Annotated in this window: 20 protein-coding genes; 7 read left to right on the top strand and 13 right to left on the bottom strand. The window is 69.0% G+C overall.

Annotated elements, in window-relative coordinates; translation table 11 throughout:
- Nucleotides 1–16: 16 nt before the first annotated feature.
- The 3 genes from AC07R7_RS02720 to AC07R7_RS02710 are packed head-to-tail and all read right to left on the bottom strand — an operon-like array spanning nt 17 to nt 2113.
- Nucleotides 17–499, bottom strand: a complete 483-nt coding sequence (locus AC07R7_RS02720) for a nuclear transport factor 2 family protein (protein ID WP_494634051.1) — start codon at nt 497–499, stop codon at nt 17–19.
- Between the two features lie 49 nt (nt 500–548).
- Nucleotides 549–1463, bottom strand: a complete 915-nt coding sequence (locus AC07R7_RS02715; RefSeq protein ID WP_494634050.1) for a nucleoside hydrolase — start codon at nt 1461–1463, stop codon at nt 549–551.
- The gene (locus tag AC07R7_RS02710; RefSeq protein WP_494634049.1) at nt 1460–2113 is read right to left on the bottom strand and encodes a phosphoribosylanthranilate isomerase; all 654 of its coding nucleotides are present in this window, start codon (nt 2111–2113) and stop codon (nt 1460–1462) included. Before AC07R7_RS02710 ends, AC07R7_RS02715 begins: the two co-directional genes overlap by 4 nt.
- An 81-nt stretch (nt 2114–2194) precedes the next feature.
- Here AC07R7_RS02710 and AC07R7_RS02705 point away from each other — a divergent pair, with 81 nt between their 5' ends.
- Complete coding sequence (locus tag AC07R7_RS02705; RefSeq protein ID WP_494634048.1) at nt 2195–2998, top strand: carbohydrate kinase family protein; 804 nt, start codon at nt 2195–2197, stop codon at nt 2996–2998.
- Nucleotides 2999–3029: 31 nt separating this feature from the next.
- On the opposite strand, the gene AC07R7_RS02700 is transcribed toward AC07R7_RS02705, so the two are convergent.
- A complete protein-coding gene (locus AC07R7_RS02700; RefSeq protein WP_494634047.1) occupies nt 3030–3980 on the bottom strand; it encodes an alpha/beta fold hydrolase in 951 nt (316 codons plus the stop codon).
- Between the two features lie 356 nt (nt 3981–4336).
- Nucleotides 4337–5590, bottom strand: a complete 1254-nt coding sequence (locus AC07R7_RS02695) for a NupC/NupG family nucleoside CNT transporter (protein ID WP_494634046.1) — start codon at nt 5588–5590, stop codon at nt 4337–4339.
- 279 nt (nt 5591–5869) lie between these two features.
- On the opposite strand from AC07R7_RS02695, the gene AC07R7_RS02690 reads away from it, so the two are divergent.
- From AC07R7_RS02690 to AC07R7_RS02670, 5 genes are all read left to right on the top strand, one after another.
- Entirely contained in the window at nt 5870–8224 is a 2355-nt protein-coding gene (locus AC07R7_RS02690) for a TonB-dependent receptor (RefSeq protein WP_494634045.1), read from the top strand.
- A gap of 131 nt (nt 8225–8355) precedes the next feature.
- The gene (locus tag AC07R7_RS02685) at nt 8356–9357 is read left to right on the top strand and encodes a LacI family DNA-binding transcriptional regulator (RefSeq protein ID WP_494634044.1); all 1002 of its coding nucleotides are present in this window, start codon (nt 8356–8358) and stop codon (nt 9355–9357) included.
- Nucleotides 9354–10376 (top strand): esterase-like activity of phytase family protein, encoded by a 1023-nt coding sequence (locus tag AC07R7_RS02680; protein ID WP_494634043.1) that lies wholly within the window; start codon nt 9354–9356, stop codon nt 10374–10376. Before AC07R7_RS02685 ends, AC07R7_RS02680 begins: the two co-directional genes overlap by 4 nt.
- An 83-nt stretch (nt 10377–10459) precedes the next feature.
- On the top strand, nt 10460–12619 hold the full coding sequence (locus tag AC07R7_RS02675) for a TonB-dependent receptor (protein ID WP_494634042.1): 2160 nt from the start codon (nt 10460–10462) through the stop codon (nt 12617–12619).
- Nucleotides 12619–13731 (top strand): PepSY-associated TM helix domain-containing protein, encoded by a 1113-nt coding sequence (locus AC07R7_RS02670; protein ID WP_494634041.1) that lies wholly within the window; start codon nt 12619–12621, stop codon nt 13729–13731. Before AC07R7_RS02675 ends, AC07R7_RS02670 begins: the two co-directional genes overlap by 1 nt.
- Before the next feature lie 89 nt (nt 13732–13820).
- Here the strand turns inward: AC07R7_RS02670 and AC07R7_RS02665 are convergent, their stop codons facing one another.
- Nucleotides 13821–16868 (bottom strand): sensor histidine kinase, encoded by a 3048-nt coding sequence (locus AC07R7_RS02665; protein WP_494634040.1) that lies wholly within the window; start codon nt 16866–16868, stop codon nt 13821–13823.
- A 317-nt stretch (nt 16869–17185) separates the two neighbouring features.
- On the opposite strand from AC07R7_RS02665, the gene AC07R7_RS02660 reads away from it, so the two are divergent.
- Nucleotides 17186–17791 carry a response regulator gene (locus AC07R7_RS02660; protein WP_492883097.1) on the top strand — a complete coding sequence of 202 codons (606 nt, stop codon included), beginning with the start codon at nt 17186–17188 and terminating at the stop codon, nt 17789–17791.
- Here the strand turns inward: AC07R7_RS02660 and AC07R7_RS02655 are convergent.
- The 7 genes from AC07R7_RS02655 to AC07R7_RS02625 all read right to left on the bottom strand — a co-directional run bounded on the left by AC07R7_RS02655 (nt 17788) and on the right by AC07R7_RS02625 (nt 23921).
- Nucleotides 17788–18327: a helix-turn-helix domain-containing protein gene (locus tag AC07R7_RS02655; RefSeq protein ID WP_492835272.1), complete on the bottom strand. Its 540-nt coding sequence runs from the start codon at nt 18325–18327 to the stop codon at nt 17788–17790. The two genes, AC07R7_RS02660 and AC07R7_RS02655, sit on opposite strands and share 4 nt — an antisense overlap.
- 167 nt (nt 18328–18494) lie before the next feature.
- Complete coding sequence (locus tag AC07R7_RS02650) at nt 18495–19859, bottom strand: alginate export family protein (protein ID WP_494634039.1); 1365 nt, start codon at nt 19857–19859, stop codon at nt 18495–18497.
- Complete coding sequence (locus AC07R7_RS02645) at nt 19856–20557, bottom strand: YoaK family protein (protein ID WP_494634038.1); 702 nt, start codon at nt 20555–20557, stop codon at nt 19856–19858. The genes AC07R7_RS02650 and AC07R7_RS02645 overlap by 4 nt, the downstream gene beginning before the upstream one ends.
- Entirely contained in the window at nt 20554–20970 is a 417-nt protein-coding gene (locus AC07R7_RS02640) for a DoxX family protein (protein WP_494634037.1), read from the bottom strand. Before AC07R7_RS02640 ends, AC07R7_RS02645 begins: the two co-directional genes overlap by 4 nt.
- Before the next feature lie 2 nt (nt 20971–20972).
- Nucleotides 20973–22925: an amidohydrolase gene (locus AC07R7_RS02635; protein WP_494634036.1), complete on the bottom strand. Its 1953-nt coding sequence runs from the start codon at nt 22923–22925 to the stop codon at nt 20973–20975.
- The gene (locus AC07R7_RS02630; protein ID WP_494634035.1) at nt 22922–23191 is read right to left on the bottom strand and encodes a DUF1427 family protein; all 270 of its coding nucleotides are present in this window, start codon (nt 23189–23191) and stop codon (nt 22922–22924) included. The genes AC07R7_RS02635 and AC07R7_RS02630 overlap by 4 nt, the downstream gene beginning before the upstream one ends.
- Before the next feature lie 61 nt (nt 23192–23252).
- Nucleotides 23253–23921: a hydrolase gene (locus AC07R7_RS02625; protein WP_494634034.1), complete on the bottom strand. Its 669-nt coding sequence runs from the start codon at nt 23919–23921 to the stop codon at nt 23253–23255.
- Between the last annotated feature and the right edge of the window lie 27 nt (nt 23922–23948).

The following is a 23948-nucleotide window of genomic DNA, read 5'->3' as shown; positions in this document are numbered from 1 at the left end:
AGCGCCGGCCGCTTTTTTATGGGATGGCCGCGTGGTCGATGCTGAAGGTCCGCGCCATGCGCCATTGGCCGTCGGCCCCCAGCTTCCACAGGATCGAGAACCGCGCCTTGCCGGCCAGCCGCTCGGGGCCATCGCCCTTGCGCTCGTAGAAGACGTGCGCGCCTTCCTCGACCGCCCCGAAGCCAGGAATGGCGTAGACCTTCATCGTTCCGGCCACCAGTTCGCGGCGCGATCGCCAGGCGTCCGGGGCGCGCTTGGCCGCGCAGCTCTTGGCGTAGTCGGCGATGAAGGCGTCGTGGGCCATCAGCCCGCCCTTGTCGTGGTAGAATTCCATGTCGTCCGTGACCAAGGCCGTCAGGGCGGCCGGATCGCACCCGGCGAACATCACGTCGAACAGGGCGGTGTCCCGCGCCGCGATCGCCTGGGTCAGGGCCGGCTGAGCGGGGACCTCGACGGCGGGCGACAGGGCCAGGGCGGCGAGCAGGGCAAGCAGCGGCATCGGCGGCTCCGATAGGGACGTGTCCGCCAGCTAAACCGGATGCTCGGATCTAGGCTAGCGTCTGTTGGAAACGCCGCGCGAGCTCCGGGCCGTCGGCGTCCAGGCAGACCTGGCGGCTCGGGCCTCGCTCGGACCAGACCGTCTGGCCCAGACGTTCGCCGTCCAGGATCACCGAGACCGGCGCCGAACGGACGTTGAACAGTTCAGGGTCGGTCAGGCGGACCAGGGCCGCGACGTCGTGCAGCACGCAGCCGCCCAGACCTTCGTGGCGGGCGTAGGCGGCCGCGTAGCCTCGGGTGAGGTCGTGGACGAAGCGGCCGGTTTCGCCGGTCTGGGCCAAGTCCCGGGCGGCGGCGTCGGTCAGCACGCAGGGTAGGGTCGCATCCAGCGGAACCAGGGTGACGGGCCACGGCGCGGCCAGCACCTCGGCGGCGGCCTCCGGGTCGTTGTGGATATTGGCCTCGGCGAACGGGGTGACGTTGCCCCGCGCGAAGGCGCCGCCCATGATCACGACCTCGGCGACCAGGCCGGCGATCTCGGGGGCCACGCTCAGGGCCAGCGCCAGGTTGGTCAGCGGACCTATGGCGACGATCGTCACCTGGCCGGGAAGGGCGCGGACGAGGTCGACGATCTTCTGATGCGCCGCGCCTGGATCGGCTGGCGGCGGGACGGGGCCGGACAGGTCGATGTCGCCAAGGCCGTTCTCGCCGTGGACATGGATGGGAGAGGGGCCGCGAGGCCGGTTCAAGGGCTTTGACGCGCCCTTATGGACGGGCGCGTCAAGGCCCAGGCGCTGGCGCAGCCACAAGGCGTTGCGGGTCGTGGTCTCGACGTCGGCGTTACCGAATACCGTGGTGATGGCCAGCAGCCGCAGATCCCGTCTGGCGCGCAGATAGAGCAGGGCCAGGGCGTCGTCGACTCCTGGATCGGTGTCGAGGATCACCAGCCTTGGCGCGGTGGTCATCCGTAGACCGCGCGGCAGACGGCTTCGCACTTGGCCAGGTCGAAAGCCCCGTCGGTGCGCACGCCGGACTCCATGTCGATCCAGTAGAGGGAGCCCTCGGGCGCGGCGATGCGAGCCAGGATCTCGGTCACGGTGTCGGGACCTATGCCGCCGGAATAGCCGCAGAACGGCCCCTCGGCCGGCGGCGGCGCGGGCCAGCGGTCGGGTCTTGCGCCCGTGCCGAACGAGACGTCGTACAGCCAGTCGACGCCGGGCTGGTTCAGCGGGAAGGCGGCCGAGCATTGCAGCACGGTCCGAACGCCCAGGCGGCGGCCATAGTCGCGGGCGGCGGCGACCTGGGTCGGGGTGCTGCCCTTGAAGCTGTGATTGACCTGCACGCGTTGGACGCCCGCTGGCGGCGGGGGCGCGCGCAGCGGATCCGCCACGATCGCCCTGGCCGCCTCGCCACAGACATGGGCCGCCCAGCGCAGGTCGCGCGCGGCCAGCAGGGCGTCGCGGATCGCGGCGGGCGGGAACAGGGCGGCATCCTCCTGGGCCGGATCGACCAGCACGCCCCACTCGATCGGATAGCGGGCCGACAGCGTCTTGAGGCCCGGCAGCAGCTCGAGGCGGTCGACGCCGGTGAACGCGATGAAACTGGGCGGCTGCATGGAGGGATCCGAAGGTCAGAATGTCCTTGCAAACTATCTAGTGAAACGTTTCAGTCAAGCCGCTGAAACGAAGGGGACGAGATGGTGCGGGTGGCGGTCGCGGGGTTCGCGACGATCGACTACGTGGTCCGGGTCGAGGGCGACTTCACCGGCCGGGGCACGCGGCTGATGCGCGAAGCCGCGTGGCCGCGCGCGGGCGGGGCGGCGCTATATGCTAGCGCGGCGCTGATCAAGGCGGGCGTGGCCGCCGCGCCCCTGACCTGGATCGGCGACGACGCCGACGGTGACGCCTATCGCGCGGCCTGCGGGTCGCCGGACGGTGTCGCGGTCATGCCGGGCGCGCCGTCGACGCGGTGCCTGCTGATCTACAACGCCGATGGAAGCTATGGCTGCCTGCTGCGGCCGGGACCCGCCGCGCTCACCGAGGGCCAGCTGCGCCTGGCCGCCCAGGCCGAATGGTTGGTGGTCGCCGCCGGGCCGCCAACGATCACCGCGCGCCTGCTCGAGATCGAAGGCCCGCGCCTGGCCTGGATCGCCAAGGACGACCCGGCCTGTTTTCCGCCCGAGCTCGTGGCGCGGCTCACGGCGCGGGCCGATGTCGTGTTCTGCAACGCCGACGAACGCGCCTGGCTGGAGGCTGGCCGGACCGGTCCCGCGCCGGCCGGCCAGATCCTGTTCGAGACACGCGGCGCGGACGGCGTCCGCGTCGAGGCCGGCGAGGTCTTCGACCTGCCGGTCGCGCCGCTGTCCGTCGACGACGCGACAGGCGCCGGAGACACCTTCGCCGGCGCGGCGCTGGCGGCGCTGATCACCGGAGGCTCGCCGCGCGCGGCGGCGCGGGCGGGGATCGCGGCGGCGGGGGCGTTGCTGGCCGCGAGGCCATGACCGAACGCAAATGCAAGGTCGGTCTTCGGCCCTAGTCGGACGATGTCCGGGCGGGTTGCCGCGAGGGATGTACGTTAACTTCAGCGACGAGCTCTCGGATCGCGGCCAGGACGGGCTCGGGCTGGTTGGCCTGCATGTAGTGGTTGGAGTTCGGCACGGTGATGTTCCGGCCACGGCTGGATCGGGCCGCCAGCGCCGCGTGCCCGTGCTTCAGGACAGCCTCGACGGACTGATTGAAGACGTCCGACGCGCCTGGCGTGGGTGGGAACGCGGTCCGCGTGAGGACGATCAGCGGCAAGGCGCCCCAGTCCTTTTGCGGCCCCTTGTCCTCGTCGATATGACCATCTTCCGAGGCGATCGTCTCCCACCGCTCTGGACGCTGGTAGACGGGCAGCATCCGCGCGGCCTCATCGCGCGTGTAATACGGCAGCTTCGCCGCGAAGCAGCCTTGCGGGGCCTCCAGTGTCATTTCGTGACTGCGCGCCCTGGCGGCGCAGTTCGACCACTTCGCATAGGCCTTGGTCCGCAAACTGTCGAAGAGCGCTTGGTCAGTGGCGGACAGGTTCAGGTCGTCCTGGCCATAGAACCCTGGATCGACCAGCACCATGCCAGCGACGTCGGCCGGGAATCGCTCGTAGTAGTAAGGCGCGTAGCGCCCGCCGATCGAATGTCCGATCAGCACCACCGGCTTGCGCTCTCCGGCCTTGCGCAGCAGGGCGTGCAGATCGTCGGTGACGTTTCGTGGCGTGCGAGGCTGGTCCGAGGCCGGGCTCTGGCCATAGCCCGCGCGGTCGTAGAAGCAGGTCCGGTTGGTCTTGCTGAGCTCGGCCTGGATGTACTGCCAGTCGAGGATCGTCCCACCGAGGGCTTGCTCGAAGACCAGGGTCGGCGCGCCCTTGCCGATGCAGACCATGTTCAGTCGCCGACCGCCGCCAATGTCGATAAGGCGCCGTTCCAGCATTTCAGGACTGCCGGCCGTCATCTTCGGAGGCGTTTCCTGGCTCAACGCCAAGGACGGTGAGAGGCATGCGAGCGCTAGTAGGCAAAGATGAAGATGGCGCACGACGTGCCTCCGGATCAACCTCTGGTGAAGCTTTGCGGAGCATGCGGCAATTCGATGGCGCCTTCGGGCGACGTCCGCTTCCCACTGATTGTGTAGAAAAGTCGACCTGACGATTTCACAGCCGTATTTTCAGCACGAATATTGCCGGTCGATCCAGTTTGTAGAACCGTTGAATCTGCGACATCAACGTTTGCGCACAGTATGCCTTGCTCGGCGACCCGACGGTGTTTGATCCAAACCCCGTCGTTGGATCCGTGGCGCAAGCGCCGCCGCCGTCAGCCGCCGATCATTCCCATGATCGTCGCCGTGAGGCACGTGGTCAGGAACGCCGCCGCCAGGGCCTTGAAGCCCAGCTCGACGACCTCGCCGACCTTCTCGGGAGCCATGGAGGACAGGCTGCCGATCAGGATCGCCACGCTGCCGACATTGCCGAAGCTGCCCAGGGCGTAGGTCAGGATCAGCAGGCTCTTTTCGCTGAGCGCGCCGGGCGGCAGGGCCATCATGTCGCTGTAGGCCACCACTTCATTGGCGGCGACCTTGGTTCCCAGGATCGCGCCGACGGCCTGCAGGTCGGGCAGCGGCGCGCCGGTCAGCCAGACGATCGGGGTCAGCAACCAGCCCAGGATTCCGCCGAGCGTCAGGGGGGCTCCGGCGTGAGGAATAGCCGCGAGGCCCATGTTGATCAGGGCGATCAGGCCGACGAAGACGATCAGCAGGCCGGCGATGTTCAGCACCATCTTCACCGCGTCCAGCGTGCCGAAGGTCAGGGCTTCGAGGCTGCTGCGATAGGGGCTGGTCAGGACGATCGGTTCGCTCGCCGAGCTGGCTTCGCCGGGGATGATCAATCTCGCCATGCCGATCGCCATCGGGGTGCTGATCAGCGAGGCGATCAAGAGGTGGCTGAAGGCGTTGGGCACCTTGGCCGCGATCAGCGAGCCCAGCACGATCATCATCGAGCCGCCGATCACCGACAGGCCGTCGACCATGATGATGAACAGCTCGGCGCGGGTGAGGCGCGGCAGGAACGGCTTCACCAGCAGCGGCGCCTCGACCATGCCGAGGAACACGCAGGCCGAGGTCGAGACCCCGACCGGGCCGCTGACCCCGAACAGCTTGCCGAACGCCCAGGCCGCCGCGCGGACGATGACGATCAGCACCTTCCAGTGCCACAGCAGCGCCGACAGGGCCCCGACCAGCAGGATGGCCGGCAGAGCCTGGAAGGCGAAGATGAAGGCGGCGCTGGGGTCGGCCATGCTGAACGGCGCGCGGCCGCCGCCCAGATAGCCGAACATGAAGCTGGATCCCGCCCGTGAGGCCGCCTGCAGGGCGTCGACCGCGTGGGTGGCGGCGGCGAAGCCGGCGGTGATGGCCGGGACCTTGGTCAGCAACAGGGCCAGGGTGATCTGGCAGGCCAGGCCCACCAGCACCGGCCGCCAGGGCAGGGCGCGCTTGTTCTCCGACAGCAGCCAGCCGAGCCCCAGGAACGCCACGACGCCCAGCAGCGCCCGCGCGGTTTCGTTGTCCGGCATGTCCCCTCCGACGGCGATAGGGTGACTCTATAGAGTGAAACGTTTCAAGGAAATAGCGTCGGATCGACACTATCCGCGACCGAGCGGTTTCGGCGCGTTATCCTCCCGAGTCTGCAAATATGCCCGGAAATTCTCAGCAATTGCAAAGTGAGTGATCAAATCTGGCGCGCGTCGAATGCCCAGCCCCTGTGATGAAATTGTCATTGAACTTGGATATGAAACGTTTCACTAAATCGTATCGACGCCGCCGAGGGCGGGTCGCCTGAAGGGGCTTTGAACATGAAGACGTCCATCTGGCTGGCTTCGACCGCGCTGTGCCTGGTCATGGCCGCGCCCGCCATGGCTCAGCAGACCGCTCCGGCGCCTGAGACCGTCGACGAGGTGGTGGTCACCGCCGAGCGCTTCGGCTCGGGCCTGGCCCGCGCCACGTTCACGATCGGCGCCGAGGATATCCAGGAGCGTCCGCTGGGCGCGGAGATCACCCAGGCCCTGGTCAAGGTTCCGGGCGTGCAGGTCTCGACCGGCGACAGCCGCGGCGGCAGCTTCTCGTTCGAGATCTATATGCGCGGCCTGTCCGACGAGCAGGTCGGCCTGACCCTGGACGGCATCCCCACGGGCGACAGCCGGTTCAATGGCGGCTCGCCGCCGCAGCGCTTCATCGAGAGCAGCAACATCGGCCGGATCACCGTCTCGCAGAGCGCTGGCGACATCGGCGCGCCGTCGCGTTTCGCCCTGGGCGGCTTCATCGACTTCGTCACCGACGCCCCGCGCAAGGACTTCGGCGGCGCGATCGAGGCTGGCCTTGGCTCGTTCGACTTCCGCCGCATCCATGGCCGCATCGACAGCGGCGAGGTCGCGCCGGGTCTGTCGGGCTACTTCACCTATTCCCACCAGGAGAACGATGTCTGGGCCGGCCGCAACAGTCGCGGCAGCGAGCGCGACCACTACGAGATGAAGGTCGTGAAGGACTTCGACAACGGCTCGTTCCTGAAGGCCCGTGTCTCTTACAACGACCAGACCGACAACGACTTCAACATCGTCACCAAGGGCGAGTTCGAGGCCGCGCCGCGCAGCGACCGCGCGCTGGACGCCATCACTGGCATACCGGCCAAGGACATCGACTTCGGCGGCGCTTTGGGCGGCTGGCGCAAGGATTGGCTGGCCTATGCCAATAGCCATGTTGTGCTGAGCGACGCGATCAGCCTGGACGTCAATCCTTACTACCAGAATCTCAAGGGCGAATCCTTCCGCTACCAGGACCGTCAGCGCGTTCTGACCGGCGGCGATCCGCGCGCGGTGACCGGCTACAACGCCAATGGCGGGGCGGTGCGTCCGACCCTGACCACGATCCGCAACAGCAATGTCGTCGGCGGTCCGGCCGACATGCGGGTGACACCCCGCGACCGCGATCGCTACGGCGTGACCGGCGAGCTGAAGGCCAGGTTCGGCGCCCACGCCCTGCGCTTCGGCGGCTGGTGGGAAGGCGGCGACTCCACGGAGAAGCGCAACTTCTACCCAATCATCAACTCGGCCCAGAGCATCGCCTACGATCGCAGCAAGCTGAACTATGTCGAGTACGAGCGCAGCGCCTCGGTCGAGACCACCATGCTCTACGCCCAGGACGAGTTTCGGGCGTTCGACGACAAGCTGAAGGTCGACCTCGGCGTCACCTGGTACAACGTCAAGTACGACGCCAAGTCGCCGCTGGAATACAAGGCCAACGTCAAGTTCTCGCAGCACTCGGACCTCAATCCGAAGCTCGGCGCGACCTACCAGTTGGCCGACGCCTGGGAGCTGTTCGGCGGCTACGCCAAGAACTTCGCCGGCATCCCGGAAGACGCCTTCCTGGGCTCCACGGCGGTGATCAATCCCAAGGACCTGACCCCGGTCTCGACCGAGAACGTCGACCTGGGCCTGCGCTATGTGAAGCCGAACATGGCCTTCTCGATCCAGGCCTACGATGTCGATCTGAAGAACAATGTCGGCATCGTGCCGCGCGACCCGACCGCGACGCTGGATCCGCAGGAGGTCGTGCGCGGCAATGTCGCGACCAAGGCCGTCAACATCGCCGGGATCAAGACCAAGGGCGTCGAGCTGACCGGCTACTACGATTTCGGCGTCGTCGACCTCTATGGCTTGTATTCGCACCAGGACGCCAAGCACGACAACCCGGCCGTCGGCAGCGCCGCCCGCGCCGCCCTGGCCGCCGTCGCGGTGATCGGCGGGGCTGGGGTGCGCGACATTCCCAAGGATAGCGTCTACGGCCAGGTCGGCTGGAAACCGCTGGCCGGGCTGAAGATCGACGCCAATGTCCGCTATGTCGGCAAGCGGGTCGGCGGCCACATCGTCGCCCCGACCACCTTCCAGGAACTGGGCGTCGAGATGCTGGACGCCTACACCCTGGTCGGGCTGACGGCGACCTATGATCTCAATCGTCAAGGCGTTCCGGACCTGCGCTTCCAGTTCAACGTCGATAACCTGTTTGACGAGGAATATATCGGCGCGGTCAGCGGTTCGACGGCCACCCAGCCGGAGTTCGGCTACAGCGCCGCGAACCCGAACGGCCGCACCTTGGACCGCTACTTCGTCGGCGCGCCGCGCACCTACACCTTCTCGGTGAAGGCGCGGTTCTAGGGTCAGGTTCGGGAGCGTCTTCTCCCCTTGTTAGGCGCTTCCGGAAGGGGCGGGTCGTCAGATCCGCCCCGATCCTTGACGCTGACCATGAAAGGTTTCACGTCCTGGCTATCTCCCGACGGAATCCCCGAATGGCCAAGAGCGAAGACCTACCGCGCCGCGCCACCTTGAAAGAGGTCGCCAAGGCCGCCGGCGTGTCGCTGGCCAGCGCTTCCTACGCGATCAACGGCGCGGGCTCGGTGGGCGAGGCCACGCGCGAGCATATCCTGAAAGTGGCCGCCGAGCTGGGCTATCGCCCCAACCAGAGCGCCAAGGCCATGAAGACCGGCAAGACCGGCGCGATCGGCCTGATCCTGCCGGACCTGACCAACCCGTTCTTCCCCAGCCTGGCCCAGGTGGTGATCCAGGCCGCGCGCGCCCACGGCTACAGCGTCTTCCTGACCGACACCGAGGGCTCGGCCGAGGCCGAGGAGCGGGCCGTGAACCTGATGATCGACCACGGGGTCGACGGGGTGATCTGGTTCCCGATCGCCGACGATGGCCCGGTCGGCAAGCTGATCGAGGGCGTGCCCACCGTGGTGCTCGACCGCAACCTGCCGGGCTACGACGTCATCCAGGCCGACTACGCCGACGGCGGGCGTCTCGCGGCCGAACACCTGCTGGCGGCGGGCCATGTGAACATCGGGGTGATCTCCGGTCCCCACGCCGCCTCCAGCGCCCGCCAGCGGGCCGAGGCGGCGATCAGCACGGTGCGCGAGCGGGGCAATCTGGTCTGGCACGTCCACAACGCCTATTCGCTGGACCTGGAGCCCGAGGTCGCCAAGGCGCTGGAGAGCCGCACGGCCACGGCGGTGATCACCGGGGCCGACCTGATCGCCATCGGCGCCATGCGCCACATCCGGAGCATGGGCCTGGTCGTGCCGGACGACGTCTCGGTGGTCGGCTTCGACGACATCCCCTGGGCTCAGTTGCACACGCCGGCCCTGACCACGATCGACATGCCCGTCGAGGACATGGCCGCCGCCGCCGTCGAGGCCCTGATCCGCCGGATGAGCGCCCGGGGCGAGCCGCGCCGGCGGGTGGTGTTCAATGTCGAGCTGATCTCGCGCGACAGCGTGCGCGTCCTGACGTGAGCGCGCTGCTCGGCCTCGCCTTGGCGCTGAAGCTGCTGGCGAGCTTCGAAGTCCCTCAGGGCCTGGCCGTCGATGGCGCGCCGTTCGGCGGAATCTCTGGCCTCGACTACGACCGGCGCACCGGCGAGTGGCTGATGATCTCCGACGATCGCTCGGACAAGGCCCCGGCGAGGGTCTTCGTCGGACGGCTGGACGCCAGGGGGCTGACCGTCACGCGCCAGGTCCCGCTGCGCCGTGTGGACGGCTCGACCTTCCCATCGACCGCCAGCCCGGCCGGCGAACGCGTCGACGCCGAGGCGCTGCGGATCGATCCGCTGAGCGGCGACCTGCTGTGGACCACCGAGGGCGACGCCGCCCGCGGCTTCGATCCCGCGGTGCGCCGGATGGATCGGGATGGGGCGGCCAAGGGGACGGTCCCGGCGCCGTTCCGCTTCGGCCAGGGCGCGCGGCCGAACCTGACTTTCGAGGGGCTGAGCTTTTCGCCCGAGGGTCGTTGGCTGTGGCTCTCGATGGAAGCGCCCCTCGTCCAGGACGGCCCGGTCAGCAGCGTCGCGGCGGGCGGGCTGACGCGAATCGCTCGCCTGGATCGCCAGGGCAAGGTCACCGCCCAGTACGCCTACCGCCTCGACCCGATCCAGGCCGCCCCCGCCCGGCGCGGCGACAACGGGATCAGCGAGATCCTGGCGCTGGACGATCACCGCTTGCTGGTGCTGGAGCGCTCCGGCGTCGAGGACGCGGCCGGGCGCTTCGCCTACCACTGCCGGCTCTATGTCGTGGACATGAGCGGGGCGCGGGACGTGGCTGGCCGCGAGGTCCTGGATGATACGATCCGTCCACTGACAAAGCGTCTACTGATCAACTTCGACCGCCTGGCCGGCGTGCCGGCCAGCAACCTCGAGGCCATGGGCTGGGGGCCATCGCGGAATGGGCGGCGGACCCTCGTGCTGATGTCCGACGACAATTTCGACCCCGCCGCGCCGACCCAGGCCGTGATGTTCAGCGTGGGCGTCACGCCCTGACCTGATTAGCAATCATTCGCCTTGGCAATATTGCAAGTCACTCGCATTTGCGTCATAGCCGCGTCACTTCGACGGGGATGACCATGCGACTTCACTTTTCGCGCGCCGGCCTGCGTGGCGCGCTGCTTTCCACGCTCAGCCTGCTGGCCATGACGGCGGCTCACGCCCAGGACAAGGCGCGCGATACGGACGTGGACCAGGTGGTGATCACCGCCGCCCGCACCATCCTGCCCGCCAGCGCCCTGCCGCTGACCGTCGACGTGATCGACCAGGCGATGCTGAGCCAGCAGGTCGCGATCAGCGGCTCGATCGTCGACGCCGTATCGACCCTGTCGCCGTCGTTCTCGCCGACTCGCCAGAAGCTTTCGGGGGCGGGGGAGACCTTGCGCGGCCGCTCGCCGCTGTACGCCATCAACGGCATCCCGCAGTCGACGCCGATCCGCGACGGCTCGCGCGACGGCTACACCATCGACCCGTTTTTCATCGACCGTGTCGAGCTGATCTACGGCTCCAACGCGCTGCAGGGCATCGGCGCCACGGGCGGCGTCGTCAACCAGGTCACGGTCGGTCCGCCCAAGCAGGATGGCGTCTCGGGCCGGGCTCTGGTCCAGGCCTCGGCCGGCCATGACCTGGGCGACACGCTGGGCGGCAAGGTCGCTGGCCTGGTCGGCTGGCGCGGAGGGGCGTTCGACGCCACCGCCGGCGTCGCTTACGAGACCCGCGGCGCCTTCTACGACGCCAATGGCCGCCGTATCGGCATGGACAACACGCAAGGCGACGTCCAGGACTCCAAGACCCTGTCGCTGTTCGGCCGCCTGGGCTGGCAAATCTCGCCCAGCACGCGCCTGGACATCATCGGCAACCACTTCGATCTGAAGGGGGACGGCGACTACGTGACCGTCACCGGCGCGGGGACGGCGCCGACCGACGGCAATCGTCTCACTCGCCTGCCGACCACGGCCTATCGCGGCGTCCAGCCCGGCAAGCCGGCCGCCAACCGTGTCGAGACCCTGTCGGCGGCGCTGGTCAATGATGACCTCTACGGTGGCGTGCTGAACGCCCAGCTGTTCTTCAACCGCTCGCGCGACACCTTCGGCGGCGACAAGAACGCCACGTTCCAGGACGTCAGCATCGCCCCGAACAACACCCTGTTCGACCAGTCATCGAACCGCTCGCGCAAGCTGGGCGCGCGGATCAGCTACGAGCGCGCCGTGCCGGGAATCGAGGGCCTGACGGCCACCGCCGGCCTCGACGCTCTGACCGACCGCACCGAGCAACTGCTGATCGCCACCGGCCGCGCCTGGGTGCCGCCGACCAAGTTCCAGAGCCTGGCGCCGTTCATTCAGGGCAACTACGCGCTGCTCGACGGCAAGCTGCGCCTGGCCGGCGGCGTGCGCTTCGAGAACGTCAAGCTGAAGGTCGACGACTTCACGACCCTGGCCTTCTACGGCTCGCGCAAGGTCGGCGGCGGCGATCCGGACTTCAGCGCCACCCTGCTGAACGGCGGCGGCGTGTTCGAACCCGTGAAGGGCGTGCGCCTCTACGGCAGCTATGCCGAGGGCTATACCGTGCCGGACGTCGGCCGCATCCTGCGCGGCATCAATGTCGCCAATGTCGACGTCGACACCTACCTGTCGATCGAACCGATCGTGTCCAACAACCGCGAGGTCGGGGCCGAGCTGAAGCGCGGGCCTTTCGACGCCAGCGTCGCCTATTTCTGGTCCAAGTCGAAGCTGGGCCAACTGCTGGTCAAGAACGCCGGCGGCGTCTTCGACGTTCAGCGCCAGGGCGTGGCCATCGAGGGGCTGGAGGTCAATGTGAAGGCCCGCACCCCGATCGAGGGCCTCGATCTCTCGACCGGCTATGCCCGCCTGCGCGGCCAGACCGATACCAATGCCGACGGCAAGGTCGACACTGACCTGGACGGCGCCAACATCTCGCCCGATCGCCTGAATGTCGCGGCTGACTATCAGACGGGCGACTGGGCCCTGCGCCTGCAGGTCCAGAAGTACATCAAGCGCGATATGCAGAGCTCCCTGGTGAAGGACGACTTCGAAGGCTTCACGGTCGCCGACGCCTTCGTGCGCTACCGGCTGCCGGTGGGGGCCGTGTCGCTGGGCGTCCAGAACCTCTTCAACAAGCAGTACATCTCGTACAATTCGGACACGACCTTGCCGGCCAAGGACAAGTTCTACGCCGGCCGTGGCCGCACCGCGACGCTGGGTTGGGAAACGCGCTTCTGATGAAAACCCTGCGCCTGCTGCACCGCTGGACGGGCGGCTTGATCGGCCTCCTGCTGGCGCTTCTGGGCTTCACCGGGGCGTTGCTGGTGTACGAGGACGCCTTCCTGCGCGCCACCATGCCCCACGCCGCCGACGCCCAGCGGCAGGACGCGGCCTCTCTGGCGGCGATGACGACCAAGGTCTTCGCCGCCGAGGACCGCCCACGCTCGATCGTGCTGGCGACCCAGCGGATGGGCCTGCACAAGCTGGCCTACAAGACCGAGCAGAAGGCCGCCTACGCCGACCAGGACGGCGATATCGTCCAGGCCTGGACCTCCAACTGGGCCCGGCCGGAGGTGTGGATCTTCGACTTTCACCACCACCTGTTCAACGGCGACACGGGCGAGATCGTGGGTGGGATCGCCGGGATGGCGGGTCTGGGCTTCGTGGTCACCGGCCTGATCCTGTGGTGGCCGACACGGCGGATGTTCCATGTCCGCCTGTGGCCGCGGATGATGAAGCGGGCGGCGATCGTCCATCATCACCGCGACCTTGGAGCCTTGATCGCTCCGCTTCTGATCCTGTCGCTGACGACGGGCGTGGCGATGAACCTGAAGTGGTTCTCCAACGCCCTGCGCGCGCCGTTCACGCCGCCGACGGTGATGGAGAAGGCCTCGGCCGCGCCTAAGATCAAGGGCGGCAAGCTGGCCAAGGACCTCGACTGGGCCAAGGTCATCGGCGCCGCCCAGGCCCGTTTCCCCGGCGCGGAGGTGCGGACCATCACCTTGCCGCGGACGAAGGGGGGGCTGATCGCCATCCGCCTGCGCCAGCAGGCTGAGTGGCTGCCGAACGGCCGCTCCATGGCCTGGTTCGATCCGGCCAACGGCGCGATGGTCGCCAGCCGCGACGCCCAGGCTCTGCCGCTCGGCTCGCGCATCGCCAACGCCGACTTCCCGCTGCACGCGGCCAAGGTGGGCGGGCTGGCCTACCGCCTGGTGATGACCGTCTCGGGTCTGACCCTGGCGCTGCTGGGATCGCTGGCGGTGGTGACCTTCTGGGGCAATCCGAGCGGCGCCCCCAAGCGCCGGCGCCCGAGGAAACCCGCGTCGCGGGCCGGGGCCAAGGTGGCGTGAGCAAATTCAGCCGGCTTGGCCAAGACGTCTCGACGACGCCAGCCTAGGCGCGGACCCATCCCCAGCTCGTCCGCGAACGCGGCTGCGGATTACCGCTTCCTCCAAACGGCCAGGGCGCGGAGCCTGGCCAGAAACTCGGACAGCCACTTGCGCTCGCCATAGGCCTGTCGCGACGGGACGGTGAGTTCGATCCGCGCGCCGCCGTCGTTCTCGACCTTCAGCGCGCCGCCCAGGCGTTGGGCGCGCTCGCGCATGCCGACGACGCCGTAGTGGCCGGCCTGCTCGGCGCGGGCCAGCCGGCCGGCCGGGATGCCGACGCCGTCGTCCCGCACCACCAGACGGAAGGCGGAGGGCTCGAAGGCGAGCTCGACGGCGACCAGGCCGCCGCCGGAGTGGCGCATCGCGTTGCGGATGGCCTCGGAGCCGATCTGGGTGATTTCGTCCAGCACGGAGGGCGTCAACTGGCGGGTCTCGCCCAGCGTGGTCACACGCAGCTCGGGCTTGGCCATCGCGCCAGTGAAGTCGGCGGCGACGCCGAGGCGTTGGGCCAGGTCCTCGCTGGAGCGTGCGGTGCGCAGATCCATGATCCGCTCGCGGCTCTCGACCACCACCTGCTCGGCGCGGTCGATGGCTTCGGCGACCTGGCCGCGCGAAGCGTCGTCGGGCAGGGTGTTGGTCAGGCTATGGAACTTCAGGACCAGGGCCTGGACGTTCTGCAGCAGGGTGTCGTGCAGCTCGCGGGCGATGCGCTCGCGTTCGGCCATCCGGTCCTCGTACTGCTGGGTGATGCGGCGGGCGGTCAGGCGGTGGCGTAGGTAGAAGGCCCCGCCGCCCGACAGGGCCAGACCCAGGATCAGCAGGGCCAGGAAGGTCCGGGACTGGACGAAGGTCGGCGGAATGACGAACGCCAGCGTCGCGCCGGTGCGGTTCCAGACCCCGTCGTTATTGGCCGCGATGACCGAGAACCGATACTGGCCGGGCGGCAGGCGCGTGTAGAAGGCCTGATGTCGCGCGCCCGGATCGACCCAGTCGGCGTCGACGTCCCAGAGGCGATAGCGCACCCGCACCCGGTCGGGCGCCACCAGGCTGGGGGCGGCGAAGTCGATGCGCAGGTCGCGGATGTCGCTCATCAGCCGCATGTTCTGCCGGGCCGGCAGCGGCATGGTGTTGGCCGTGACGCCGGTGATGGTCACCGTCGGCGGCACGGGGTTGTGCGACAGGTTGGCCGGATCCAGCCAGGCCACCGCGCGGTTGGTCAGCAGCCAGACGCGGTGGGCGCCGTCCGCCGCCACCGTGCGGTGACAGCAGTGTTGCTGCGGCGCGCCGGGCAGACCGTCGCGATAGTCGAAGCGCTTCAGCTCCACCGGCGCGGCGGGATCGGCGAAGGCCCTGTCGAGCGACTTGGCGGAGATCCGCGAAACGCCGCGGATCGTTCCTAGCCAGACGCCGCCCAGGCCGTCCGCCGCCAGACCCGAGACAAGGCTGAGCGCCGGGTGGCGGTCGACGGTCAGGGACTGGAAGCGATCGCCCGTCAGCCGCGCGATCCCGCGCTCGCCGCCGGCCAGGACAACGCCCTGGCGGTCGATGGTGAGCGTCTTCAGTTCACCGATCGCCAGGCCGTCCGCCTCCGTGAACCGTCGCACGCCGCCGCCGATCGCATAGAGGTCGAAGCCGGGATCGGCCGCCCAGATCGTTCCATCGGGGCTGGCCTGCAGGATCCGCGGATGGAAGCCTTTGGGCAGGTGGGCGGTGACCGGCCGCCAGTCCTGGCCATCCTGTCGGAAAAGGCCCGCGCCGCTGATCGAGACCCAGAGGCCGCCCAGAGCGTCCTGCGCGCAGGCCAGGACGACGCGATGCTGGGCCGCGGCGGGCAGGGGGACCGGAACGAGGCGCGGGCCGTCGACCCGCGAGAAACCCTTGTCGGCGGCCATCCAGACCTTGCCGTCCTTGCCCGCGCAGAGCTCGTTGGGATGGCCGAGGCCGCGATGCAGCGCCTGGGCGCGGCCGGCGTCGTCAACCCGGTACAGCGTGTCCGCGTCGGTCAGGTAAAGCCGGCCGCGCGGCGTCACCACGGCGCGGTAGCCCTCTCGCGTGCTGGAGAGGATCGAGCGCTCGGCGACGATGTCGGCGGCGCTGAAACGGTCCAGGCCCAGCAGGCTCCCGACCCAGACGTTGCGCTCGCGGTCCTGGAACAGGGCGGCGGCCAGGTCGGCGGTCAGGCCCTGGGCGGCGCCGTAGGTCTGGTCGACATCGGCCCTCGAAAGAATGCGCCCGGTCGGAACGCGTCCCGGATGGAGGATACGATAAATGCCCTTGCCGTCCTCGAACGCGCCCCACAGTGCGCCCGTGCTGTCGAACATCACTCGCCGGGAGACCAGCAGGTCCGGCTTGGCGGGGGCCGTTCGCGTCGGCGCGACCGGATCGAACAGGCGCGTAGGATCCAGCGCCCGCAGTCCCAGGGCCTGGTCGGCGAACCACAGACGGCCGTCGGGCGCCTCGGCCAGGGCCCAGGATCCCTCGACGGGCTCGTGGGTCTTGCGGACCGCCAGCGAGACCGGATCGATGCGCAGCAGGGCGTATTGCGTCGCGACCCAGACTCCGCCGTCGCGGGCGACCAGCATGTTGAAGGCGCGCCCATAGGCCGGGGGCCAGGGGATCGGGGTCCAGCGACCCTCGTGGAACACGGTCATGCCGCCAAACGTGGCGATCCAGATCGCGCCATCGCGGCCTTCGACGAACTGTTTCACCGTCCCGGGCGGCGGACCCTTGGCGTAGTTGGTGATCCTGCCGTCGCGGATGACCGAGACGCCGCCGGCGTGGTAGCCGACCCAGACCTCGCCCGCGCGGGTGACCAGCATCGCCATGACGATCTCGCTGGGCAGGGTGCGGAGGCCGTCTGACCGGAACTGGCTGAAACGCACGCCGTCGAAGCGGTAGAGGCCCGCGCCGGTCCCCAGCCACAGGTCGCCCTGCGGCGCCTGGCCGATCACCCAGATGTTCGGCGGCGCGCCGGTCTCCTGTCGCCAGGCCGTGTGCAGAAGCCGCGGGAGCTGCTGTTGGGGCTCGTCGGCCCGGGCTGGGAGGGCGGGGGCCAAGGATCCGAAAATCAAGGCGAGGGCCAGGGGCAGAGCGCGCAAGAAAACCCGTCCCCAGGGCATCACCGATCGCTTTCAGTCCAGAACGTGAGCCCTCGCCGGGCATGGCGCGCGGCGCATTGTTAGCGCTGTCGCGAAAGAGCGTCGAGCGCGGACGCCACCCGCTACCCTCGCCAGGAAGCGCGGTCGGCCGTCTCCCGAGGCAGACTGACCGTGGCGTCCGAAAACACTGCCCAACCCATTCCGGTCAAGGCCATGTTCCGCTTGGAGTGCCCGACCTGTTCGCGTACTGCTCAGGCCGAATCCCGCGCCTGTTGGATCCGATGAACGCCATGACGCCCGAGGGCCGGAAGACACGCGTGCTCGTCGTCGATGACCATCCCCTGATGCGGGAGGGGATCGCCAACGCGCTGCTGGCCGAATCCGACTTCGAGCCGGTCGGCGAGGCGTCGGACGGCGCGGAGGCCATCGAGATGTCGCGGACCCTCCGGCCGGACGTCATCCTGATCGACCTGCAGATGCCGCGCCTGGGCGGGCTGGACGCCATCCCGTTGATCCTGAAGGAAGCGCCCGACTCCCGGATCGCGGTGCTGACCACCTATGGCGGCGACGCCTATGCCGAGCGCGCCCTGCGCCTGGGGGCCCTGGGCTTTTTGCTGAAGAGCTCGCTGCACCGTGAACTGGTCGACGCGATCCGCACGGTCGGCGCTGGCCGCCGCTACGTCTCGCCGACGGTCGCCGAGCAGATCCTGTCGCACATGAACGAGGACAGGCTCAGCGACCGCGAATTGGCGGTGCTGCGCCTGATCTCACGCGGCGAGCCGAACAAGGGTGTGGCCCGGCGGCTGTCGATTTCGGATCAGACGGTGAAGGTCCATGTGAAGAGCATTTTCGGCAAGCTGGGCGTCAGCGACCGCACCCACGCCGTCACCGTCGCGGTGCGGCGCGGGCTGATCGACATCTAAGCAACCCTGGGCGTCCAGGCGTCGCAGCGAGCGGCCCGGCGCCAGGCGTTCGGCGGTGAGCCGACCGCGCGCTTGAACAGGCGCGTCAGGTGCGACTGGTCGGCAAGGCCGCAATCCAGGGCGATCTCGGCGATCGAGGCGTCCGAGGTCAGCAGCATCTGCTTGGCCAGGGTGATGCGCTGCTGGATCACGTAGTGCGAGAAGGTCACGCCGAACGTCGCCTTGAACGCGCGCGAGAAGTAGTTCGGGCTCAGCGACACCAGGGCCGCGACCGCGTCGATGCGGATCGGGCGCGACAGGTTCTGCTCGACGAAGCTCTCGATCCGCCGGGCCTGCCAGGCGGCCAGGGCGCCTTGGGCCAGCGGGGCGGGGCGGGTCGAACGGTCGGCCAGGGTGAAGGCCTGCTCCACCAGCCGGCGCGACGCGATGCGGTCGCCCTCGAACAGGCGCAGGGCCTTGTCCAGAAGTTCGGAGATCATGCCCGTGTCGCCGACGGCGAACGGTTCTGTCTCGATGGTTCCGACCGCGTTGAGCATCGCGTCCCCCAGGGTTCGGCCGCGACGCGCGCCTGCGTCTCGTCCGTAAGAGACCATGGTCGATGACCGCGTTTCGCGTCAGCCGCCAACGGGTGACATTTCACTACCCCAAATGGGGTATCGGTCCGTCGCGCGCCTGTCTTGGAAATGGGCCTCGGAAATGGGTCTCAGAAGCGGAACTGGACGATGGCCATGCCGAAGTCGACGTCGTGTCCGCCGGCGGCCTTCACCGCCGCGCCGGCCTCGGCGTGGACGGCCTCCAGCGAAACCTTGACATTGCGGCTGACCTGCCAGCCGAGATCGGCCTGCCAGTCCTCGCTGACCGCCTTGGCGGTGGAAGCGCCGCCCCCCGCCAGCACCGCCAGCGGCTGAAGGTAGAGGGCGTCGCGGCCGGCCTGGCGACGGCGATCCGTGTGGCTGATCTCGGCCGTGACGGTCTTGGTCGGCGCGGCGCCCAGGGCGATCCGCCAGGCCGAGAGGTTGCTCCAGCTGACCAGACCCGCCTCGCTGAAATAGGCCCCCTTGGGGAACAGCGGGTTGAAGGTCTTCAGCTTGCCGTCCGTTGGATCGTTGTCGCCCGAGCCGATGTCGCGACGCACCGACAGGCGCGGCTTCCACGGCGCGGCGAAGGTGTAGCCCGCCCCGGCCGAGCCGCCCCAGGCGCGGATATCCTGGCCCGCGAAGCGGCCGCGCTGGACCATGCCCTCGACCTCGTAGTCGATCGCCCCAGCCTTGCCGACCAGACGCGCGCCCACGCCGCGGCGTCGCTCGTCGCCGGTGAGCGCCCCGAAGCGGACCCGGTCGCGGTCGAGGTTCAGGCTGTAGACGTCCAGGCTGGCGCCCTTGCCGACGGGAGCGGTGGCGTAGACGCCCCAGAAGGCCTGACCGGGGTTGTGGCTGTCGTTGAACCCGCCGGGTTCGAGCGCGATCGGGTGGGTGTAGAAGGCGTCGACCTTCAGGCGCTTGCCGGCATAGGTCAGCCGCGCGCCGTCGAAGCTCTGGCGGATGTTGGGCCCCTCGCGCACCGAGACGAAGCGCTGGGTCGGGTTGAAGCTCAGCTCCTGACGGCCCAGGCGCAGACGCCAGTGTTCGGCGGGCGTGACGTCGACGAACAGCACTTGGGCGTCCAGGCCGTCGCGGTCGGTGATCGCCGGCGCCTCGCCCTTGCCGAGGTCGCGATGCAGGCCAAGCTCGCCATACACCCGAACGCCCGAGTTCAGGTGCAGGTCGGCGCTGACCAAGCCCCGGAAGAGCGCGAAGGTGTCGGCCTGGGCGCCGCCGCCCCCGAAGCGCGGGGCGTCGATCGCGTCCAGCCGGACGCGCGCCTCGCCACCGAGCGAGAGATAGGCGTCCTGGCCCAGCGGGATGTAGCGCAGCGCGTCCAGGCCGGTCAGGTTCGGCGCGGACTTCAAGTAGCCGTAGTCCTCGTCGGACCGGACCAGCTTGAACGCCGGCGGCTCGCCGGCCTGGGCGGCGCTGGCCGTGAGCAGGGCCGCCACGAGAACCGCCGCCGCGAGGACCGCCGCCCTCATGCTTCCACCGGGCGTGGGGCGCGAGCGTAGAGGGCGCCGAGGATCGCGACCACGACGGCGGCCGGCAGCAGGCTCCAGGGACCCGCCACGATCACGCCGAGCGCGCCGCTGATCGCACCGACCGCGAACGCCATGACCGGCGGCCAGGTCTTGACGATCCGCGCCCGCAGAGCTTCGTCCAGGCCCGTCTTGGAGCTCAGGAGGTCGACCAGGTCGATGGCGATCTGGGTGACGTTGCCGGTCATGATCGTGGTCGGGGCCAGGTGACTGAACACCACCCGCGCGCCGACGTTCTGGACGGCCATGGCGCAGACGCCCACCAGGCCGGCCAGCATCACCGCCGGCTGGTCGGCGTTGTCGGCCGGCAGGGCGACGACGGTCAGCAGCATGAAGACCAGCAGCATCGCCGCCTGCAGCAACAGCACCGCCGCTTCGCTGGCTTGGCCGCGCGCGCGACGTTTGCAGATCAGGACATAGGTCGCGGCCGCCGCGGCGATGAACACCGGCAGGGACAGCAGCTTGGTGGCGATGCCCTGGCCGCCGCCGGCCAGCGAGACGCCCAGCATGACCAGGTTGCCGGTGGCGTGGTTCACGAACAGGCCGAACAGCAGGACGAAGCCGACCACGTCGACATAGCCGCCGACCAGGGCCATGCCGACGCCGGTAGCCGCGGCCAGGCGGGGGGATGGCGCGCTCATGCCCACTTCTCCCGTTCGACCAGGATCGCCGCCAGCATGAAGCCGCCGATCAGGCCGATGTGCTGCAGGAAGGTGTTCAGCGCGTGGAAGCGCTCCACCGGGTCGGCGACCGTCCAGTAGGGGTGGGCGATCAGGGTGGCGAAGGCGGTGAAGACGCCCAGGGCGCCGGCCGCCAGCCAGCCCGCGCGGCCCAGGATCAGGGCGATCGAGCCGCCCAGCTGGACCAGCACCGTGGCGGCCACGACCAGCCAGGCGGGCTTGAGGCCGAGTTGGGTGGCCTCGGCCAGGGCCCCGTGCAGGTCGGTCAGCTTGGCGATCCCGCTCCACCAGTACGGCAGGGTCAGCACCGCGCGGGCCAGGGTTCCGAACGCCGTCGAGCGCAGGAGGGCGGAGATGGGAGCGGGCGTGTCCATGATCACACCGCCCAGCAGCCGCAGCCCATGGCGCCCCAGAAGGAGCGCGCGTCGCTGGTCGGCGCCTCGCGGGTATAGGCCGAAGCGTGGTCGTGGCCGTGGACGTTGCAGCTGCTGGCGCAGCCGCACGCGCTGGCCAGGGCTCGGGCGTGGCCGCGCGAGCGCTCCTGATAGCCGCCAAAAGTCCGCACCGGCGACCAGTCCGGCATCGGCGGCGGCAGCACCGGCGCCAGCTTGGTGAAGTCACCTTCGCCATGGACGACCTTGCCGCCCAGCAGGGTCAGCACAGAGGACAGGTGGGGGATCTCATCTTCCGGGACCGTCATGTAGTCGTCGTTCAGCACGGCGAGGTCCGCCAGTTGACCGACGGCGATCTGGCCCTTCTTGCCTTCCTCGTTCGAGAACCAGGTGTTGGCGGTGGTCCACAGGCGCAGGGCCTCCTCGCGGTCGACGCGGTTGGCCGGCGGGTAGAGCCGCGTGCCGCCCACCGTCTTGCCGGTCACCAGCCAGTTCAGCGAGACCCAGGGATTGTAGCTGGCGACGCGGGTGGCGTCGGTGCCGGCCCCGACCGGGATGCCGGCCTTCAGCATCTTGCCGATCGGCGGCGTCGCCTCGGCGGCCTTGGCCCCGTAGCGCTCCATGAAATACTCGCCCTGGAACGCCATCCGGTGCTGCACGGCGATGCCGCCGCCCAGGGCCGCGATGCGGTCGATGTTGCGATCGCTGATCGTCTCGGCGTGGTCGAAGAACCAGTGCAGGCCGCCAAAAGGCATATCCCGATTGACCTTCTCGTAGACGTCCAGGGCCCGCGAGATGGTCTCGTCATAGGTGGCGTGCAGGCGCCAGGGCCAGCGGTTCTCGACCAGGTGGCGGATCACTGGCTCCAGGTCGGTCTCCATATTGGCCGGCATCTCGGGACGCTCGACCCGGAAGTCCTCGAAATCGGCGGCGCTATAGACCAGCATCTCGCCCGCGCCGTTGTGGCGGTACGTGTCGTCGCCCTGGCCCGGCTTGACCTGCTTGGACCACGACTGGAAGTCCGACAGCTCGGCCTTCGGCTTCTGGGTGAACAGGTTGTAGCTGATGCGCAGGGTCAGCTGGTCGTCGGCGTGCAGCTTCTCGACGATCTCGTAGTCGTCCGGATAGTTCTGGAAGCCGCCGCCGGCGTCGATCACGCCGGTCACGCCCAGGCGGTTCATCTCGCGCATGAAGTGGCGCGTGGAGTTCAGCTGGTATTCGGGCGGCAGCTTCGGGCCTTTCGCCAGGGTGGCGTAGAGGATCGTGGCGTTGGGCTGGGCCAGCAGCAGGCCCGTCGGCTCGCCCGAGGCGTCGCGCTGGATCTCGCCGCCCGGCGGGTTAGGCGTGTCCTTGGTGTAGCCGACGGCGCGCAGGGCGGCGCGGTTCAAGAGGGCGCGGTCGTAGAGGTGCAGGATGAACACCGGCGTCTCGGGCGCGGCGGCGTTGATCTCGTCCAGGGTCGGCAGGCGTTTCTCGACGAACTGATGCTCGGTGAAGCCGCCGACCACGCGCACCCATTGCGGCGGCGGGGTGTTGGCGGCCTGCTTCTTCAGCATGGCCATGGCGTCGGCCAGGGTCGGCACGCCGTCCCAGCGCAGCTCCATATTGTAGTTCAGCCCGCCGCGGATGATGTGCATGTGGCTGTCGATCAGGCCCGGGATCACCCGACGGCCTTTCAGGTCGATGATCGTCGGGTTCGGACCGGCGGCGGCGCGGACCTCGCCCTCCTCGCCGACGGCGGCGAACTTGCCGTCGCGGACCAGGGCGGCGTCGGCGCGCGGATTGCTCCGATCCAGGGTCGTGAACTTGCCGTTGATGAGCAGCAGATCGGTCATGGGGCCGGGCCTCCGAGGCTGGGCGAAAGCGGAACTGGACAGGAAGGCCGCGCCCAGGGCGACGGCTTGACGACGATCGAGGGGGCGAGAGGCGAGGGTCATGCCTGATCCTTTCGCGGATCGGGGCCATCACTGGCGATGGCCTGAGGACCCAGCACCTGGCCGGCGCATTCGGGGGTCTTCAGGTAGGCCACGACGGGAGCCTTGGTCATCAGGCGCTTGGCGATCGGGACCGCCTGTTCGCCCAGCAGCATGCCCATCAGGCCCAGCAGGGCGATGGCCGGCGGGGCCGGCGAGCGCACCCCGAGCAGCGAGTAGATCACGCCGACGAGCAAGCCGGCGCCGAGGGACAGTAGGTAGGGCTTCATCGCCGACGCTCCGTGAACTGAAGTGGGGCGGGACCTTGGGATCCCGCCCCGAGGAGAGGCGTCAGGCGGCGGTGGCGTGGCCTTCCGACGCGCCGAACATGGCCCTGGCGTAGATGATGCCCAGGCCATACGCGCCGCCGTAGGTGCGGGCGATGCCGGTGGTCAGGTCGTAGGTTTCCGAGCGGGCCCAGTCGCGTTGCAGCTCCAGCAGGTACTGCAGCGAGGTCATCGGGCGGGCGCCGGCCTGGACCATGCGGTCCATCGCGCGGTCGTGAGCCTCGGCCGAGACGTCGCCGCAGGCGTCGGCGATGACATAGACCTCGAAGCCCTGGGCGATGGCCGACAGAGCCGGGCCGACGATGCAGACGCTGGTCCACAGGCCGGCCAGCACGATGCGCGGCTTGCCGATCTCATTGACCTTGGCGATGACATTGGCGTCTTCCCAGGTGTTCATCGACGTGCGGTCGAGGGCGGCGACGCCCGGGAAGGCGTCCTTGATCTCGTCGAACATCGGACCCGAGAAGCTCTTCTCGGCGACCGTGGTCAGGATGGTCGAGGCGCCGAAGCCGGCGGCGGCGCGGGCGACCAGGGCGGCGTTGGTGCGCAGCTCGGTGGCCGAGATCGAGTGGGTCGCGAAGGCCATCTGCGACTGGTAGTCGATCATGATCAGGGTGTGGTCGGTCGGGGTCAGCAGTTGCGGGCCGGCGGTGGGCGTGGCGACGAGGGTCATGGAATGTCCTTTTGCGTTGGGTGGAGG

It is taken from the genome of Caulobacter sp. GW821-FHT05F04 (assembly GCF_059419665.1).
The sequence above is the reverse complement of the archived record's forward strand: the minus strand, read 5'-3'. Positions and strand labels throughout refer to the sequence as shown.